Annotated in this window: 16 protein-coding genes; 5 read left to right on the forward strand and 11 right to left on the reverse strand. The window is 62.8% G+C overall.

Annotation, left to right across the window (positions count from 1 at the left end; all coding sequences use genetic code 11):
* Positions 1-35: 35 nt before the first annotated feature.
* Genes dsbG through dsbD form a run of 3 tightly spaced genes read right to left on the reverse strand, consistent with a single transcriptional unit; the run spans position 36 to position 3,345 of the window.
* Positions 36-797 carry a thiol:disulfide interchange protein DsbG gene (gene dsbG, locus ATI14_RS16750; protein ID WP_016970158.1) on the reverse strand — a complete coding sequence of 254 codons (762 nt, stop codon included), beginning with the start codon at positions 795-797 and terminating at the stop codon, positions 36-38.
* Complete coding sequence (locus tag ATI14_RS16755) at positions 773-1,618, reverse strand: TlpA disulfide reductase family protein (protein WP_080520589.1); 846 nt, start codon at positions 1,616-1,618, stop codon at positions 773-775. Before ATI14_RS16755 ends, dsbG begins: the two co-directional genes overlap by 25 nt.
* A complete protein-coding gene (dsbD, locus tag ATI14_RS16760; RefSeq protein ID WP_016970156.1) occupies positions 1,618-3,345 on the reverse strand; it encodes a protein-disulfide reductase DsbD in 1,728 nt (575 codons plus the stop codon). Before dsbD ends, ATI14_RS16755 begins: the two co-directional genes overlap by 1 nt.
* 163 nt (positions 3,346-3,508) lie before the next feature.
* On the opposite strand from dsbD, the gene ATI14_RS16765 reads away from it, so the two are divergent.
* The 5 genes from ATI14_RS16765 to ATI14_RS16785 all read left to right on the forward strand — a co-directional run bounded on the left by ATI14_RS16765 (position 3,509) and on the right by ATI14_RS16785 (position 8,271).
* The gene (locus tag ATI14_RS16765) at positions 3,509-4,195 is read left to right on the forward strand and encodes a response regulator (RefSeq protein ID WP_080520590.1); all 687 of its coding nucleotides are present in this window, start codon (positions 3,509-3,511) and stop codon (positions 4,193-4,195) included.
* On the forward strand, positions 4,195-5,514 hold the full coding sequence (locus tag ATI14_RS16770; protein WP_016970154.1) for an ATP-binding protein: 1,320 nt from the start codon (positions 4,195-4,197) through the stop codon (positions 5,512-5,514). The genes ATI14_RS16765 and ATI14_RS16770 overlap by 1 nt, the downstream gene beginning before the upstream one ends.
* Before the next feature lie 123 nt (positions 5,515-5,637).
* Positions 5,638-6,417 (forward strand): N-acetylmuramoyl-L-alanine amidase, encoded by a 780-nt coding sequence (locus tag ATI14_RS16775; protein ID WP_080520591.1) that lies wholly within the window; start codon positions 5,638-5,640, stop codon positions 6,415-6,417.
* A gap of 140 nt (positions 6,418-6,557) precedes the next feature.
* Entirely contained in the window at positions 6,558-7,964 is a 1,407-nt protein-coding gene (locus tag ATI14_RS16780) for an aspartate aminotransferase family protein (RefSeq protein ID WP_016970152.1), read from the forward strand.
* Positions 7,965-8,046: 82 nt separating this feature from the next.
* On the forward strand, positions 8,047-8,271 hold the full coding sequence (locus ATI14_RS16785) for an MbtH family protein (protein WP_016970151.1): 225 nt from the start codon (positions 8,047-8,049) through the stop codon (positions 8,269-8,271).
* Between the two features lie 73 nt (positions 8,272-8,344).
* Here the strand turns inward: ATI14_RS16785 and ATI14_RS16790 are convergent, their stop codons facing one another.
* The 8 genes from ATI14_RS16790 to minC form a co-directional block, all read right to left on the reverse strand.
* Positions 8,345-9,688, reverse strand: a complete 1,344-nt coding sequence (locus ATI14_RS16790) for an amidohydrolase (RefSeq protein WP_016970150.1) — start codon at positions 9,686-9,688, stop codon at positions 8,345-8,347.
* 16 nt (positions 9,689-9,704) lie between these two features.
* Entirely contained in the window at positions 9,705-11,870 is a 2,166-nt protein-coding gene (locus tag ATI14_RS16795) for a mechanosensitive ion channel family protein (RefSeq protein WP_016970149.1), read from the reverse strand.
* 72 nt (positions 11,871-11,942) lie between these two features.
* On the reverse strand, positions 11,943-12,119 hold the full coding sequence (locus ATI14_RS31420; protein WP_016970148.1) for a hypothetical protein: 177 nt from the start codon (positions 12,117-12,119) through the stop codon (positions 11,943-11,945).
* 185 nt (positions 12,120-12,304) lie between these two features.
* Positions 12,305-13,594 carry a M18 family aminopeptidase gene (locus ATI14_RS16800; RefSeq protein ID WP_016970147.1) on the reverse strand — a complete coding sequence of 430 codons (1,290 nt, stop codon included), beginning with the start codon at positions 13,592-13,594 and terminating at the stop codon, positions 12,305-12,307.
* Between the two features lie 210 nt (positions 13,595-13,804).
* Positions 13,805-14,440: an RluA family pseudouridine synthase gene (locus ATI14_RS16805; protein WP_003192838.1), complete on the reverse strand. Its 636-nt coding sequence runs from the start codon at positions 14,438-14,440 to the stop codon at positions 13,805-13,807.
* A gap of 96 nt (positions 14,441-14,536) precedes the next feature.
* Complete coding sequence (gene minE, locus ATI14_RS16810; RefSeq protein ID WP_010208824.1) at positions 14,537-14,791, reverse strand: cell division topological specificity factor MinE; 255 nt, start codon at positions 14,789-14,791, stop codon at positions 14,537-14,539.
* A 3-nt stretch (positions 14,792-14,794) separates the two neighbouring features.
* Positions 14,795-15,607 (reverse strand): septum site-determining protein MinD, encoded by an 813-nt coding sequence (minD, locus tag ATI14_RS16815; protein ID WP_016970146.1) that lies wholly within the window; start codon positions 15,605-15,607, stop codon positions 14,795-14,797.
* 201 nt (positions 15,608-15,808) lie between these two features.
* Positions 15,809-16,546, reverse strand: a complete 738-nt coding sequence (minC, locus tag ATI14_RS16820; protein WP_016970145.1) for a septum site-determining protein MinC — start codon at positions 16,544-16,546, stop codon at positions 15,809-15,811.
* Positions 16,547-16,653: the final 107 nt, after the last annotated feature.

A 16,653-nucleotide genomic window follows, 5' to 3' on the forward strand; every position in this document is an offset into this window, starting at 1 on the left:
GGGCTTGCCCGCGATGGCGTCAGCCCAGGCGCCGCCTATTTCGGTCCGAGTATCTTGACCAATTTCTCCGGCGAAGGCGCCCCTTGCTGTTGCTGCAGGCCGCCCTTGTCATCCAGATAGAAAATTGCCGGGGTCGCCGACAACTCCAGCTCATCCATCAACTTCATGTTGGCATCGAGCTTGGCTTCGATATCCGCCGGAATCTTGTCCAGTGCCTGCAATTTGCTGCCCTTGCCGGCGGCTTCGTGTTCTTCCAGGGCTTTCTGCGGGTCTTTGGCGGCGAACAGGGCGGCGGATTTGCCCGGGCTGTCCTCGCGGATGATACCGACCATGATGTGGCGCAACTGCACCTTGCCGGCCTTGACCCACGGCCGTGCCTGTTCCCAGAACATGTTGCAGTACGGGCAGTTGGGATCGCTGAACAGGTAGACAATGCGCGGTGCGTTTTTATCGCCGTCCTGAATCCAGTTGCTGTGTTCCATCTTGGCCCAGACTTGCTTGGCCATCGGCGCGTACACCAGTTTTTCCAGCGGCGCGCTGCTCAGGTCATTGCCCTGGGCGTCGTACAGGTTGCCGGCGATCACGCTTTTGCCGTCGGCGGTCAGGTACAGCGCCATGCCACGGTTCTGGTACTGCGCGGCGTAACCGGTGAGGCCGCTGGGCGCGTCGAATTTGCCGAGGATTTTGGCGCCTTTGGCCTCGATCTGTTTGATCGGCGCGGGCCAGTCTTCGGCCTGGGCCAGGGCAGCCGCCAGCGTCAGTGGCAGCAGGGTCAGCAGGTGGCGGAGTCTTGGCATGTCGGTTTCCTTGCAGGGGCGGTGTCGAAGGGTTCCATGGCGCGGGCCAGGCTGGCCTGGGAGAGTTCGCCCAGGTGACTGTTGATCAGGCGCCCGTCGGCCCGGTAGAACAAGGTGGTGGGCAGCGCCATGGAGCCCACGGCCTGGCCGAGGCGGCCGCTGGCGTCGAACAGTACGTTGTCGAGGGTCAGGCCCTGGGTTGCGAGAAAGGTGCTGACGCTTTGCATGCTTTCGGCCTGGTTGACGAACAGGAAGGTCACGTCCGGCAGTTGGTGTTGCGCGCGCTCCAGCACCGGCATTTCACGGCGGCACGGCGGGCACCAGGTGGCCCAGAGGTTGATCACCAGCGGGCCGCCTTTGTAGTCGGCCAGTTGCACCTCGTCGCCATTGGCGTTGCGCAAGGTGATCTGCGGCAATTGCGCGCCCTTGTCGTAAAGGCTCAGCGACAAGCTGGCCAGCCCCCAGAACACCAGCCCGGTGACCACGCCGGCGCCCAGTGGCGTGCGCAGGGCGGGGCGGCGCCAACCGTACAAGAGGGCGCCGAGTATCAGGGCGATTACGCCCGGCCAGGCGAGGAAGCCACCGTCACGCAGGTCGACCATTTGCAGCGGGTCGTGGCGGTAGTCGCTCCAGTACATCAATACAAAACTGATGCGCGCCACCAGCATGCCCAGCAGGAACAGGCTGAACAGCACCGATTCCGGGTTTTCACCACCGCGCTTGGCCACGCGCCAGCCCACCAGGGTGGCGAGCACCAGCGCGCCGATCAGCAGGATGTGGTTCAGGGCGATGGCAAAGGTGCCGATGGTCAGGGTCAGCATTAGCGCGCGTCCAGGGTTTGCGTCCAGCGTTGCAGGAAGGCAGCGGCATCCACTTCGCCGGTGATGCGTTGGGCTCGGCGCTCTTCACCGTCCGGGCCGATCCACACAAAGCTGGGTGGCCCCGGCACTTTATAGCGGCCGAGCAGTTCGCGGCTGGCGGCGTTGTCGGCGGTCACATCCAGACGCAACAGGCGCACGTCCTTGAGGGCATCCATCACTGCGGGTTGGCCGAACACCTGTTTTTCCATGATTTTGCACGACACGCACCAGTCGGCGTAGTAGTCCACCAGCACCCATTGGCCCTGGGCCTTGGCGCTGTCGAGCTGGCTTTGCAGCACGGCCGGGTCGTTGATGGTCATGAAGGCGTCGTGGGCGTTCGGGGCGGCGGCGGTGTTCGAGCCACCATAGACCTTCAACGGTTGCCACAGGTCGTCGCTGCCACCGGCCGCACCCACCACCAGCACCGCGCCCCACAGGCCGAGTACCAGTGAACCGGCGCCGAACACCCTGGCGGCCAGGCCGTATTCGCGGGCCAGCGTCCAGCCGCAGTAAGCCATAACCAGGGCGAGGGCGCCCCACAGTCCGATCCACAGGCTTGCATCCACGACCGGGCGAATCATCAGCACGGCGGTGCCGAGGAACAGGAAACCGAAGACGCCCTTGAGCACATTCATCCAGGTGCCGGGTTTAGGCAGGAAGCGGTTGCCCACGGTCACCAGCAACAGCAGTGGAACCCCGATGCCGATGCCCATGGCGAACAGGATCAACCCACCGTGCAGTGCATTGCCGCTCTGGGCGATATAGAGCAAGGCGCCGGCCAGTGGCGCGGTCATGCACGGGCCGACCAGCAAACCGGACAAGGCGCCGAGCACTCCGGCACCTACCAGGCTGCCGCCGCTGTGCTGACGGCTCACGTTGTCGAGGCGGTCACGCAGGAAGGCGGGCAGTTGCAGTTCAAAGAAGCCGAACATCGGCAGGGCGAGGATCACAAAGAGCGCCGCAAAACTGCCGAGGATCCAGGGAGTTTGCAGCAGCGCGGCGAGGTTGCCGCCCGCCAGCGCGGCCAATACGCCGAGCGCCGCATACACCAGCGCCATGCACACCACGTAGCTGCTGGCCAGGGCAAAGCCGCGACGCGGGCTGGCGCCGCTGCCGACCACCAAACCGGCCAGTATCGGCAGCATCGGCAATGAACACGGCGCAAACGCCAGCAGCAGGCCCAAGCCGAAGAACACCAGCAGGCTCCAGCCCAGGCTGCGTTGTTGCAGGCCGCTGGCCAGGCTTTGATCCTGGGCCTGTGCGGTGGCAGCCACGGCGGGATTGCCGCCCAGGTCCACGGTGATCGATTGCGGCGGGTAGCACAGGCCCGCATCGGCGCAGCCTTGCCAGCCCAGCTTGACCTGGCCGGTGGCGCCCGCCGGAATCTTCACTTCCAGGCCCTGGCGGTACACTTGCTGTTCGCCGAAGAATTCATCGCTATGGGCCTCGCCTTGCGGCAATACCGGTTTTTCGGCGAGGCCGTCGAACTTCAGGCGCTGCTGATACAGGTAATATCCGTCGGCAATCTGCCAATACAGCTGGGTTTCACCGCTTTCAAGACGCTCGGAGGTAAACGTGAAGGCTTTGCCCACCGGGAGGAAGTCGGGTTTGGTCTCAAAGGGGTTACCCGGCGCAGCCTGGGCAAACCCTGCGAACAACACCAGCAAAAAGGTAAACAGATGCCGCATGGTCAAGCCTTAGTTCGATGCAAGTGAGGCACACAATGTGTGGCGTTGATTAACCGATGATTAACCGCGGCTATTCTAGAGGGTGCGGGCCGGTTTTAGCGGCATAATCTGCGCTTAATCCGTGGCACTTTTAATTCCCCCCATCTTTCATGAAGGGTTCACCATGCACGTACTGGTCTGTGAAGACGACGAACTGATCGCCAGCGGCATTGTGGCCGGCCTCAGCGCCCAGGGCTTTACCGTCGAGCGCGTGGCCAGCGCCGGCGCTGCGCGCGCGATGCTCAAGGCCGCCACGTTCGACATCATTGTGCTCGACCTCGGCCTGCCCGACGAAGATGGCCTCAAGCTGTTGCAGCAACAGCGCAGCCAGGGCCTGGAAATTCCGGTGCTGATTCTCACCGCGCGCGACTCGGTGACCAACCGCGTCGACGGCCTGCAGGCCGGTGCCGACGACTACCTGCTCAAGCCCTTCGACCTGCGCGAACTCGCCGCCCGCCTGCAAACCCTGCTGCGACGCGTGGCCGGGCGCAGCGTCAACCTGATCGAACACGGCCGCCTGGCCTACGACCCGAGCAGCCGCGAGACCTTCCTCGGTGGCCAGCCGGTTGATCTGTCCCGCCGCGAGCAGGCGCTGCTGCAAGCCCTGCTGCACAACGTGTTGTCCAGCGAACAACTCAAAGACAGCGTCTACGGCTTCAACGACGAGCTGGAAAGCAATGCCCTGAACGTGCACATCCACCACCTGCGACGCAAATTGGGCAACGGCATTGTCGAGACCGTGCGCGGCCTGGGCTACCGCCTGGGCACTGCCGACGGTGGCGCGGTGGAAGAGGGGGAAACCGTTTCGTGATGAGTTTGCGCCTGCGCCTGACGTTCAAGCTGGGCGCCGCTTTTGTGCTGATCTGGGCCCTGGCGGCAGCCTGGATGCTGAACGATCTGCGCAATCAGATGATGTTTTCCCTCGACCAGCGCCTGGTGGCGTCAGCGCGCATGGTGGCGGGGTTGACCGAGCAGATGCCGGGGCTTGCGAGCGTGGGCAGCACCACGCACTTGCGCACCGAACAACTGAATGTGCCGGGGGGCATGGCCTGTCAGGTCAGCTCCTTGCGCGGGGAAATCCTCGCGCGCAGCCACACCACGCCCGATGAAGGCCTGGAGTCGCGCAAAAGCGGCTTTCGCGATCAGGTGATCGACGGTGTGGGCTGGCGCAGTTTTACTCTGTCCCGTGGCGATTTGCTGATTACCACCGCCGACCGCCAGGTGGAGCGCGAGGCCTTGAACCTGTCGATTTTGCTGGCCGCCTCGGTGCCGGTGGCCGTGGCGTTGCTCGGCTGCCTGTGCCTGTTATGGCTGGGCATCGGCCAGAGCCTGGTGCCGCTCAACCGCATGCGCGATGCCTTGATGCGCCGCAGCGCCGACTCCCTCGAACCGCTGCAGATTCACCCGCTGCCCAGCGAGCTGAAACCGCTGCTCGACACCCAGAACCAGCTGTTGCAGCGCATCGCCAAGACCATCGAACGTGAGCGCCGCCTGACCGGTGATGCGGCCCATGAACTGCGCAGCCCGCTAACGGCGATCAAGACCCACCTGCAAGTGGCACGCATGACCGATGGCGCAGCGCGCGACCAGTCTCTGGCTCACGCCGAGGAAGGCGCCGACCGTTTGCACCGCACGCTGGAACAGTTGCTCTTGCTGGCGCGGGTAGAGGGCAACCTGTCATTTGATGACGGCATGCACTCCAGCGCCGAACAGGTCGCGCGGCTGGCCATTCAGGATGCCAATGCCGGCGACAATTCGCGCATCGACCTGATTCTGCCCGCCAACCTGTCCGACACGCCGGTGGAAATGCCGGTGGGCCTGGCCGTCGCGGCCCTGCGCAACCTGCTGGATAACGCCTTGCGCCATACTCCAGCGGATACCCGCGTAGAATTGAGCGTGTTCACCGGTACCGACAACGTGGTGTTTCGCGTGCGCGACCACGGCAAGCAGATCTCCAGTGAGGACCTGCAACACCTGACCCAACGTTTCTGGCGCAATGGCAGCAGCGAAGGCTGCGGTCTGGGGCTGGCGATCGTTCAGGCCATCGTGCAGCGCTGTTCCTGTTCGTTGAAGTTCGACAGCCAGCCGGACGGCCTGCGGGTTGATCTGGGCATGCCACTGCGTCGCTGATTCCTTTTCCTCCAGCCCTAAATAATTACCGCCTTCTCGAGAATGAACACCTCAGGATGGCGGTAATTTTTTTGCGCTTGAACCGGCCGAATGACTTGGCCTGGATGGAAAAGGACAACTTCTATGTTGGTGATCGATACCAGTTTCCCCTCCCGGGACTTTGATGAACGCAACGGTGAGCCCGTGCGTCAGGTAATCCTGCATTACACCGCCGCGCCTTTCGCGTCGTCCCTGCACACACTGACCCACAATGGCGTCAGCGCCCATTATTTGCTGCCTGACCCGCTGGAGCCCGGCTACCGTGTTCGTGGCTACGACGAATTGCGAGTGTTCCGCCTGGTCGAAGAGGACAAGCGCGCCTGGCATGCCGGCGTCAGCCACTGGGGCGGGCGGGATAACCTCAACAGCCGCGCGATTGGCGTCGAAATCGTCAACCTGGCGCGGGATGACGGCGGGGTGTTTACGTTTCCCGCCTACCCCGAGGCTCAGATCGAGGTATTGGTTGCCTTGCTTCGTGACGTGCTCGAGCGGTATCCGCACATAGGGCCGACGGACATCCTCGGGCATTCGGACGTGGCGTACTGGCGCAAGAGCGATCCGGGGCCCCGGCTGCCATGGCAGTGTTTACATGAGGCGGGTATTGGCGCCTGGTTTGATGAGGCCACGCGGGCGATGTATCAGCGACGGTTTTGCATGGGCTTGCCATCGGAGGTGGAGGTGGAGGTGGAGCGGGCTTTCCAGCGCTACGGGTACAAGGCTGCGCAAAACCGCCGGGCGTTTGAGCAGCGTACCCGGGCGTTTCAGATGCACTTTCGCAGCCGCGATTACTGCGGATTTCTGGACGCCGAGACCTGCGCCATTCTGTATGCCCTGAATGAAAAGTACCTGGGCTTGTGTGGCTGAGGCCTTTTCGCGACCAGAGGAGTAAATCCGCCCGGCGCTGGTGCGTTTCCAGAACAGTAAATCCGTGCGCATGCCCTTGGGCCAGACGCCAGCGGATCGGCAGTTTGGTCACCCCCACCAGCGTATTGAGGGATCGAGAGATGTCAGTCGCTACCAGCCGTATCGAAGCCCACCAGGTCAACCCCGAACCTGTGGAAACGCTCTACCAGTTCGAAGAAACGCCGTTGCTCGCCCGCCAACGCCAACAGGAGTCCAACGCGCGCAGCTACCCGCGGCGCATTCCCCTGGCGCTCAAGCGTGCCAAGGGCATTCATGTGGAAGACGTGGAAGGCCGCCGCTTCATCGACTGCCTGGCCGGCGCCGGCACGCTGGCGTTGGGGCACAACCACCCGGTGGTGATCGAAGCGATCCGCCAGGTGCTGAGCGACGAGTTGCCGCTGCACACCCTCGACCTGACCACGCCGGTCAAGGACCAATTTGTGCAGGACCTGTTTGGCCTGTTGCCGCAAGCGCTGGCTAAAGAAGCGAAAATCCAGTTCTGCGGCCCCACCGGCACGGATGCCGTGGAAGCCGCATTGAAGCTGGTGCGCACCGCCACTGGTCGTAGCACCGTGCTCTCGTTCCAGGGCGGTTACCACGGCATGAGCCAGGGCGCGTTGAGCCTGATGGGCAGCCTGGGGCCGAAAAAACCGCTGGGCGCGTTGCTGGGCAACGGGGTGCAGTTCCTGCCCTTTCCTTATGATTACCGCTGCCCGTTCGGGCTGGGCGGCGCAGAAGGCGTACGGGTCAACCTGCATTACCTGGAAAACCTGCTCAACGACCCGGAAGCCGGAGTGTTGCTGCCGGCGGCGGTGATCGTGGAAGTGGTGCAGGGCGAGGGCGGCGTGATTCCGGCGGATCTTGACTGGCTGCGCGGCCTGCGACGCATCACCGAACAGGCCGGTGTGGCGCTGATCGTCGATGAAATCCAGAGCGGTTTCGGGCGCACCGGCAAGATGTTCGCGTTTGAACACGCGGGCATCGTTCCGGACGTGGTGGTGCTGTCCAAGGCCATCGGCGGCAGCCTGCCGCTGGCGGTGGTGGTGTACCGCGACTGGCTCGACACCTGGCTGCCGGGCGCCCATGCCGGGACTTTCCGCGGCAATCAGATGGCCATGGCGGCGGGTTCGGCGGTGATGCGTTATCTCAAGGAGCACGACCTGGCGGGCCATGCCGCGGCCATGGGTGAACGGCTGAGCGAACATTTGCGCATCCTGCAACGCGACTTCCCGCAACTGGGCGACATTCGTGGCCGTGGGCTGATGCTCGGTGTCGAGTTGGTCGACCCGTCTGACACGCCGGACAGCCAGGGCCATCCACCGGTTCACCGCCAACTGGCACCGCGGGTGCAGCGCGAATGCCTCAAGCGTGGCCTGATTCTGGAACTGGGCGGCCGGCATGGCGCGGTGGTGCGTTTCCTGCCGCCATTGGTGATCACGGCGGCTGAAGTGGATGAAGTGGCCGACATTTTTGGTCGCGCATTGGCGGCGGCGGTCGCCAGCCTCTAATTTTTGGCGAGCGTTAAACGTTTTTACAGATATCAGCGCTGCGCGTGTCGCGCAGCCAGCCTATAAACGATGGAGAACAGCAATGACCTCAGTATTTGACCGCGACGACATCCTGTTTCAGGTAGTGGTCAACCACGAAGAACAGTATTCCATCTGGCCCGACTACAAGGTGGTGCCTGAGGGCTGGCGCACCGTGGGCAAAAGCGGCATGAAGAAGGAGTGCCTGGCCTACATCGAAGAAGTCTGGACCGATATGCGCCCGCTGAGCTTGCGCCAGAAGATGGACAGCGTGGCATTGACCAACTGACACACCGCGGCTTTTTTGTGGCGAGTGAGCTTGCTCCCTCGCCACGGAAGCCCGCTCCCACAGAAAAGCACGCCTACGGTGTATTGGTGTAAAGGTAATCCGTCGCCAACGACGCCAGCGTCCGCACCCCTACCACCAGCGCCGACTCATCCACAAAGAAGCCCGGATTATGGTTCGGTGCGGCTTTGCTCATGTCCTGATCCCGCGGGGTTACCCCCAGGAACACAAACAGCCCCGGCGCCTCCTTGGCATAAAAGGAGAAGTCCTCGGCACCGCCCACCAATGGCCCTTGCACCACATCATCCTTGGCCGCCCAGCGCAGGCTCGGCAGCATTTTCTCGGTCAGCGCCGGGTTGTTGATGGTCGGGTCGTATTTTTCGATGATCGTGACTTCGGCCTTGGCCCCGCCACTTTCGGCGATTTTCTCCACGGTCTGGCGTACATCACTGTGCAGTTTCTGCCGGATGCCGTAGTCGTAGGAGCGAATCGTGCCGCTCATGTCCACCGACTCGGGAATGATGTTGTAGCGCGTGCCGCCGTTGATGGTGCCGATGCTCACCACGGACGGAAATGAGGAGATATCCGTACGGCGGCTCACCACGGTTTGCAGGCCGACAATGGTCTGCGCCCCGACGGTGATCGGGTCGATGCCGTCCCACGGACGCCCGGCATGGGTCTGTTTGCCGAGGATCTTGATGCGCAGGTCGTCGGAGCTGGCGAGGGTCGGCCCCGGACGATAGGCGATTTGCCCGGCGGGCACACCGGCCCACACGTGCAGGCCGAACACCGCGTCTGGTTTGGGCGCCTTCATCACACCTTCCTGCACCATCATTTTCGCGCCCCAGGTGTTTTTGCCGTCGGGGATAAAGTCGCTCGGGCCTTCCTCGGCCGGCTGGAAATAAAACACCACGGTGCCGGGCAGGCGGTCGCGCATGCCGGTCAGGATTTTCGCGGTGCTGAGCAGGATGGCGGTGTGAGCGTCGTGGCCGCAGGCGTGCATCACGTCGACTTCCTTACCGAGGTAGGTGCCCTTGGCTTTGGACGCAAACGGCAGGTCGGCGACTTCCTTGACCGGCAGCGCGTCCATGTCGGCCCGCAAGGCCACGGTCGGGCCGGGCAGGGCGCCTTTCAACACGGCCACCACGCCGGTGCGGGCCACGCCGGTTTTGACCTCCAGCCCCAGGTCGCGCAGTTGCCTGGCGACCAGCTCCGCCGTGCGGGTTTCGGTGTTGCCCAGTTCAGGGTGGGCATGAATGTCGCGGCGGGTTTCCAGCAGCACCGGTTCAAGGATTTTTGCCTGGGCGGCGATTTCCTCCCGGGCACTGTCCTGGCCGCCGCCGGCGGCAATGACCGCACTACTGGCCAACCCGCACAGGGCGCCGAGCACCCATGGGTGTGTCAGACCGTTCAAACGCATAAAAACCTCTCCATGTTTATTGTTGTTGATCTTTCTCCTGCACCGTGCCGGCGGTGACCACTTGCACACTCAGGCGCGGCGTGGCCAGGTCCAGCCCGGCCTCGTCCAGATGGCGCTTGAGCGACAGGTTGAATGCCCGCGACACTTCCCACTGCTTGATCGGCGCCGTTTTGAAGCGTGCGCGCAGGATGGCGCTGCCGGATTCAAAGCTCTCCACGCCCTGAATCTCCAGCGGCGACCAGATGTTGCGGCGCTGCAGCGGGTCGTTGCGCATTTTCTGGCCGACGTCGCGCATCAGCTTGATCGCGTCGTCGATTTCCATGTTGTAGGGGATCGCCACCCGGAAGATCGCGTAGCCGAACTCCCGCGAGTAGTTCTTGATGCTCTTGATCTCGCTGAACGGGATGGTGTGCACGATGCCGTCGATGTCGCGCAGGCGCACGGTGCGAATCGTCAGGCCCTCGACGGTGCCGAGGTGGCCGCCGACATCCACGTAGTCGTCGATGGCCAGGGAGTCTTCGATGATGATGAACAGGCCGGTGATCAAATCCGCCACCAGCGACTGCGCACCAAAACCAATGGCCAGACCGATCACACCGGCACCGGCCAGCAGCGGCGTGACGTTCATGCCCATGTTCGCCAGGGCGACGATGGCGGCGATGATGAAAATGGTCACGAACAGCACGTTGCGGATCAGCGGCATCATGGTCTGCGCGCGCGCGTTGGCCAGGCCTTTGCGCGAGCGCGTCAGGGCGTGGTGGATCGCCGTGTCGCTGAGGATCCAGATCAGCCAGGCAAACAGCAGCGTGCCGCCGAGGCCGAACAGTTTGACGCTGATTTCATGGCCGTCGCCTTCGGTAAAGCGAATCAGCGACAGGCCCCATACGCGCAGCCCCAGCTCGATAAACACCAGCCAGACCACCAGGTGGGCCAGGGTGTAGAGGAAGCTTTTCAGGCGTTCGGAGTACAGCGCATGGCGTTTGTGCCCGCGTTGCGGCTTGAGCGCATGACGGCGCACCAGGCCGTTGATCACCATGCACAACACCAGCAACACCGTGCACAGCAGCGACTGGCGCAAGGCGGTGCTGGTGTCGCCGGCGGACAGGAAGGTGGCAAACAGCGAAATCCCCACCAGCAACAGCGCCGGCAAGTACCAGAAGCTGCCGATGATCGAGAGGGTGTCGGTGAGCGCCCGGCGTGTGAGGCGGCGCGACAGCGGCTGGTTGCGGATCAGGTGGGCGATGGGTCGGCGAAAGCGCAGGATAAACACGCCGGTCGACAGCGCGGCCATCACATTGGCGACGGTCGCGGCGGTGTGCGCCAGGTGCTGGCCGAGGGCTTGCACCAGTCGCGGGTCACTCAGGGCCTCGCCGAACGCGGCGAAACTGCCGATCCACCACAGCGGCCGGAAGGCCTGGTGCCGCAGGATATACAGCGCGCGATGACGGTGCGGGCCGTCGAGCACCGAGAAGGCGATTACGCAAATGGCCGAGAAACAGGTGCCGACCACCAGCGCATAGGCCAGCACCATCGCCAGGGATTTGCCCAGGGACGAGGGCAGGGCGTAGCTCAGGTAAACCGTGATGATCAGGGCGATCATCCACGGCCCGAGTTTGCGCAGGGCGAAGCGCACCATGTCCCAGGTGCGCGGGTGTTGCGGCAGTTCTTCGGGCAGGCCGAAGCGCTCGCGTACGCGGTGGCTGAGCCAGATCAGCGCGGCGGCGAGCAGGCTCCACACGGCGAGGATCACCGCAAAACCGAAAATGATCGGCAGCCATTCGTTGGCCGGCAGCATCAGCGCGCCAAGTTCATCCCTGGCCTGGTCGACTTCGTTGGACCAGCGCTGCAGCGGGCTGTCGGCTCCGGAAAACTGGGCTTCCAGACTGGACAGGGTGCCGCCGATGAGGCCGAGTACGCCTTGTTCGGTGGCCGGCTGGGCTTTTTGCGTGGCCTCGCGCAATTTTTTCAGGTCGGCGAGCAACTGGGTGCGTTGCTGGTCGTTCTCCAGGGTCTTGATCACCTCGTCCAGCGACTGGCCCAGCGGCACGTCGGCCTGGGGTTGGGTCTTGGTGGCGTTGCCCAGCAAGCCGGGCAGGCTCACGGCCTGGGCAGGCGCAAGCGGCAGCAACGTGAGCAGGGCAATCAGAAAACAGCAGGGCAGGGCAAACAGACGGGAGAGCACGAGGCGGTCAACCTTGAAAACGACGAATTGACCGAGTGTACGAGGCCGCTATGCCAGATGCGAGTGCATTTGTCATTCCGCCAGTTTGGCGAGGATCTTGTAAACCACCGTGCCCAGGATCAACAGCATGCCGACCCACATGCCAAATACGCCCAAGGGCTTGTCGCGAAAGTTGAAGCCTACGGCGAGCATGATCATGCCGATCAGAATGGGGATGAGCATGGCGTGGAACGAGGACATGGAAATCATGGGGCGACGGCCTTGTCGGAGTGGGAATACTGACAAGTTTAGGTCGGATTACAGGAAGTGGTGTTGATGTGTGTCAGATGGAGTTGGGTGTGTTTGGAATGGCCATCGCGGGCAAGCCCACTCCCACAGTTTGGAATGCATTTCCCTGTGGGAGCGGGCTTGCCCGCGATGGTCGCGCCTCGGTCTCAGGGCAGATCGCGACTGGCGTAAAACGCGCCCAGCACCTTCACCAGATGCGCCAGGTCATGGCTGCCGCACAGTTCACGGATGGAGTGCATGGCAAACGTCGGCAGGCCGATGTCCACGGTGCGCACGCCCAGGTGGCTGGCAGTGATCGGGCCGATGGTGGAACCGCAGCCCATGTCGCTGCGCACCACGAAGCTTTGTACCGGCACTTCCTGGGCCATGCACAGGTGGCGGAAGAACCCGGCGGTTTCGCTGTTGGTGGCATAACGCTGGTTGCTGTTGACCTTGATCACCGGGCCGGCGTTGAGTTTCGGGCCGTGGTTGGCGTCGTGCTTCTCCGCGTAGTTGGGGTGCACACCGTGGGCGTTGTCCGCCGAGACCAGCAGGGATTTCTGAATGGTGCGTACGAATTCATCACCTTCGGGCAACAGGCGGCGCAGGGTCTGCTCCAGCATCGGGCCGTCTGCACCGCAGGCCGAGCAGGAGCCGACTTCTTCGTGGTCGTTGCACACCAGCACGCAGGTTTCGTCGGTTTCGCTGGTCAGCAAGGCTTGCAGGCCGGCGTAGCACGACAGCAGGTTGTCGAGGCGCGCGCCGGCGATGAAGTCGCCGTTGAGGCCGATCACCGCAGCGCTTTGGGTGTCGTAGAAGCTCAACTCGTAGTCGAGCACCACGTCGGCGTTCAGGCCGTGTTCCCGGGCCAACTGCTCGGTGAGCACGGCGCGGAAGTCGACGCGCTCGTCACCTGCAAATTGCGCGAGGATCGGTGGCAGCTCGGTCTGGGCATTGATCGCCCAGCCCTGGTTGGCTTCACGGTTCAGGTGAATGGCCAGGTTGGGGATGATGGCAATCGGCAGCTTGAAGTCGATCAGCTGGCTTTCAACCTTGCCGTCGCGGCGGAAGGTTACGCGGCCGGCGAGGGACAGGTCGCGGTCAAACCACGGGGCCAGCAGCGCGCCGCCGTAGACTTCCACGCCCAACTGCCAGAAGCCCTGGCGCTGCAGTTCCGGCTGCGGCTTGACCCGCAGGCACGGGCTGTCGGTGTGGGCGCCGACCAGGCGAATCCCGCCCAGCAGCGGCGAATGGCGGCCGAGCTTGAAGGCGATGATCGAAGAATCGTTGCGGGTCACGTAATAGCGCCCGTTGGCCTCGGTGGCCCAGGTTTCGCGCTCGTCGAGGCGCTGGTAACCGGCCGCTTCCAGGCGCTGGGCCAGGGCAGCAGTGGCATGAAAAGGAGTAGGGGAGGCCTTGAGGAAGTCGATCAGGCCTTGATTCAACGCTTCGCGCATAAATAGCTCCAGACAGCAGTGCGCGGAGTTTACCGTATTGGCTCCACATTTGAAGTGAAGCTGCCTGCTTGTGGACAACACAAAACCACTGTGGGAGCTGGCTTGCCTGCGATAGCGGTGTATCAGCGCCACATTTGTTTCTGATAGACCGCTATCGCAGCGGTGCGGCGGTCCGACAAGCCAGCTCCCACAGTTGATTGGGTTTGCAGATTAAAAAGGTGCAGGGCACTCGAAGCGCAGGCGTTCGCCGCTTTGCGGGTGGGTGAAGCTCAGCATGCTGGCATGCAGGCACAGGCGTGGCCACGCGGCCAGGGCTTGTTCATGGGCATAGAGGCCATCACCCAGCAACGGGTGGCCGATCGAAAGCATGTGCACACGCAGTTGATGGGAGCGCCCGGTAATCGGCGTCAGCTCCACACGGCACCAGTCGCCACAACGCTCCAGCACTTTCCAGAAGGTCAGCGCGTGTTTGCCGAACTCGTGGTCCACCACATGGCGGGGTTTGGTCGGCGGGTCGTAGCGCAGGGGCAGGTCGATGCTGCCGCTGTCGAGTGCCGGCTGGCCCCAGGCCAAAGCGGTGTAGGCCTTTTCGGTTTCGCGGTCGTGAAACTGGCGCGACAGTTCGCGGTGGGTGTCGGCGTCGCGGGCGAGCAGGATGATCCCCGAGGTTTCCCAGTCCAGGCGATGGACGATGCGGGCTTCGGGGTAACCGTTTTCCTGCAGGCGGGTGATCAGGCAGTCCTTGTTGTCGTCGGCGCGGCCAGGTACCGAGAGCAGCAGGGTCGGTTTGTTCACCACCAGGACGGCGTCGTCCTGATGCAGGATGTGGATATTGGACAGCGGCATTAAACAGCCTCGTAACAAACGCCAACGGCGGCTCGCCCACCCGGTTCCCGAAAAGGGATCGAGGTGGCCGAGCCGCCGTGGCAACCGCCTTTTCGATTAACGATCAGGCAGGGTGATATTGAGTTCCAGAATCGAGCAGCTGCCGTCGTTTTCCAGGGCGACATGGACGTCGTCGTTGCCGATGTTGACGTACTTGCGGATCACCTCCACCAGTTCCTTCTGCAAGGCTGGCAGGTAGTCCGGGGTGCTGCGTTGGCCGCGTTCGTGCGCCACGATGATCTGTAGACGCTCTTTCGCGACCGACGCGGTCGTTGGCTTTTTGTTGGCGCGAAAGAAGTCGAGAAATTTCATTGTTTAGTTGCCTCCAAAGATACGCTCGAAGAATCCCTTCTTCTTGACATCGAGGAAGCGATGTTCCACGGACTTGCCCAGCAGGCGATCAACGGCATCGCTGTACGCCTGGCCGGCGTCGCTCTGGTCGTCGAGAATGACCGGAACACCCTGGTTGGAGGCTTTGAGTACGGCCTGGGATTCGGGGATCACGCCCAGCAGGGTCACTGCGAGGATTTCCTTCACGTCTTCAACGCCGAGCATTTCGCCATTGCTGACGCGCTCAGGGTTGTAGCGGGTGAGCAGCAAGTGCTCCTTGATCGGGTCTTCGCCTTTTTCGGCGCGCTGGGACTTGCTGGCCAGCAGGCCGAGCATGCGGTCCGAGTCACGTACCGAGGAAACTTCCGGGTTGGTCACCACGATGGCTTCATCGGCGAAGTACATCGCCAGGTGAGCACCGGTCTCGATCCCGGCCGGGGAGTCGCACACCACGTATTCGAAGGTTTCTTTCAGCTCGGCGAGGACTTTGCCCACGCCTTCTTTGGTCAGCGCGTCCTTGTCACGGGTCTGGCTGGCGGCCAGCACATACAGGTTCTCAAGGCGTTTGTCCTTGATCAGGGCCTGTTGCAGGTTGGCTTCGCCGTTGACCACGTTGACGAAGTCGTACACCACGCGGCGCTCGCAGCCCATGATCAGGTCGAGGTTACGCAAACCGACGTCGAAGTCGACGATGACTGTTTTGTGGCCGCGCAGAGCGAGGCCGGTACCGATAGCGGCGCTGGTGGTGGTCTTACCCACACCACCCTTGCCGGATGTAACCACGAGAATCTTGGCCAAGGTGTTTCACCCCTAAGGAAAAAGGACTTTTCGGTCCCTGAAAAACATCTCTTGGAACTCGCTGCAGGCGGACAGCCTTTGTAGGAAAAAGATCTGGTTTGCGCGAGGCAAACACTAACTTCCAATTATTCCTACGCAAGTCTTGCCGGTTTCGCTGTGCTATCAGAGTCTAGAGATGCTTGGAAAATGCGGCAGTATCCGTTAAAGACGGATGATGTTCAACACATCGCCCGACAGGCTGACTTGTACCCCGGCCCCCCACAGCGGATCACGGCGCAAATCTTCTGAAACCTTGTACTGGCCTGCGATGGACACTAGCTCAGCGGTCAACTGCTGGCAAAAAATCCGCGCCTTTGTATCACCCTTTATGCCGGCGAGGGCACGGCCGCGCATCGGGCCGTATACATGGATGTTGCCATCGGCGAGAAGTTCCGCCCCCGGGCTGACCGGAGCGACCACCACCAGGTCACCGCCCTGGGCGTAAATCTGCTGCCCGCCGCGTACGGGGGAGGTGATGATCTTTGTAGGCTTGATCATCGGCTCAGGTGGTTTTTCCGGTTTTTTCTTCACCTCACCTTCCAGCGGTTCGAGCGGACGCTCGCGGGCACCGGACGGCGGCAATACTGGCAGTTCAATGGCGATGGCGGCGGCGATGTCTTCGATACGGCTGGCGCGAATGGCCAGGGTGCGCAAACCATGGGAGCGGCACACGCGCATCAGGCCGGGCAAGTCAATTGCGCCCTGGCCGGCCGGGAGTTTGTCCAGGGCCAGCACCAGCGGCGCATTGTTGAAAAAATTCGGCGCCAGGGCGACCTTGGCAGCCAGTTGGCGGTCCAGGGCGTCGAGGTCGTTGCGGGCCAACTCCAGCACGGTGATGGCGAGCATGCTGCCTTTCAGCTGGAACACGGGATCTTGGTCTAGCGGTTCGGTTTGGCTCATGGTCGGCAAAAGCGGCTTGTCACGAAAAGTGTCGAGACTTATAACGAGAACAACCCCGGGCCGCAAGCCGAGTCGATCCGTTGTAGAATGCGCGGCCCTTGTCTTTA

Source organism: Pseudomonas tolaasii NCPPB 2192, from assembly GCF_002813445.1.
Taxonomy (GTDB): Bacteria; Pseudomonadota; Gammaproteobacteria; order Pseudomonadales; family Pseudomonadaceae; genus Aquipseudomonas; species Aquipseudomonas tolaasii.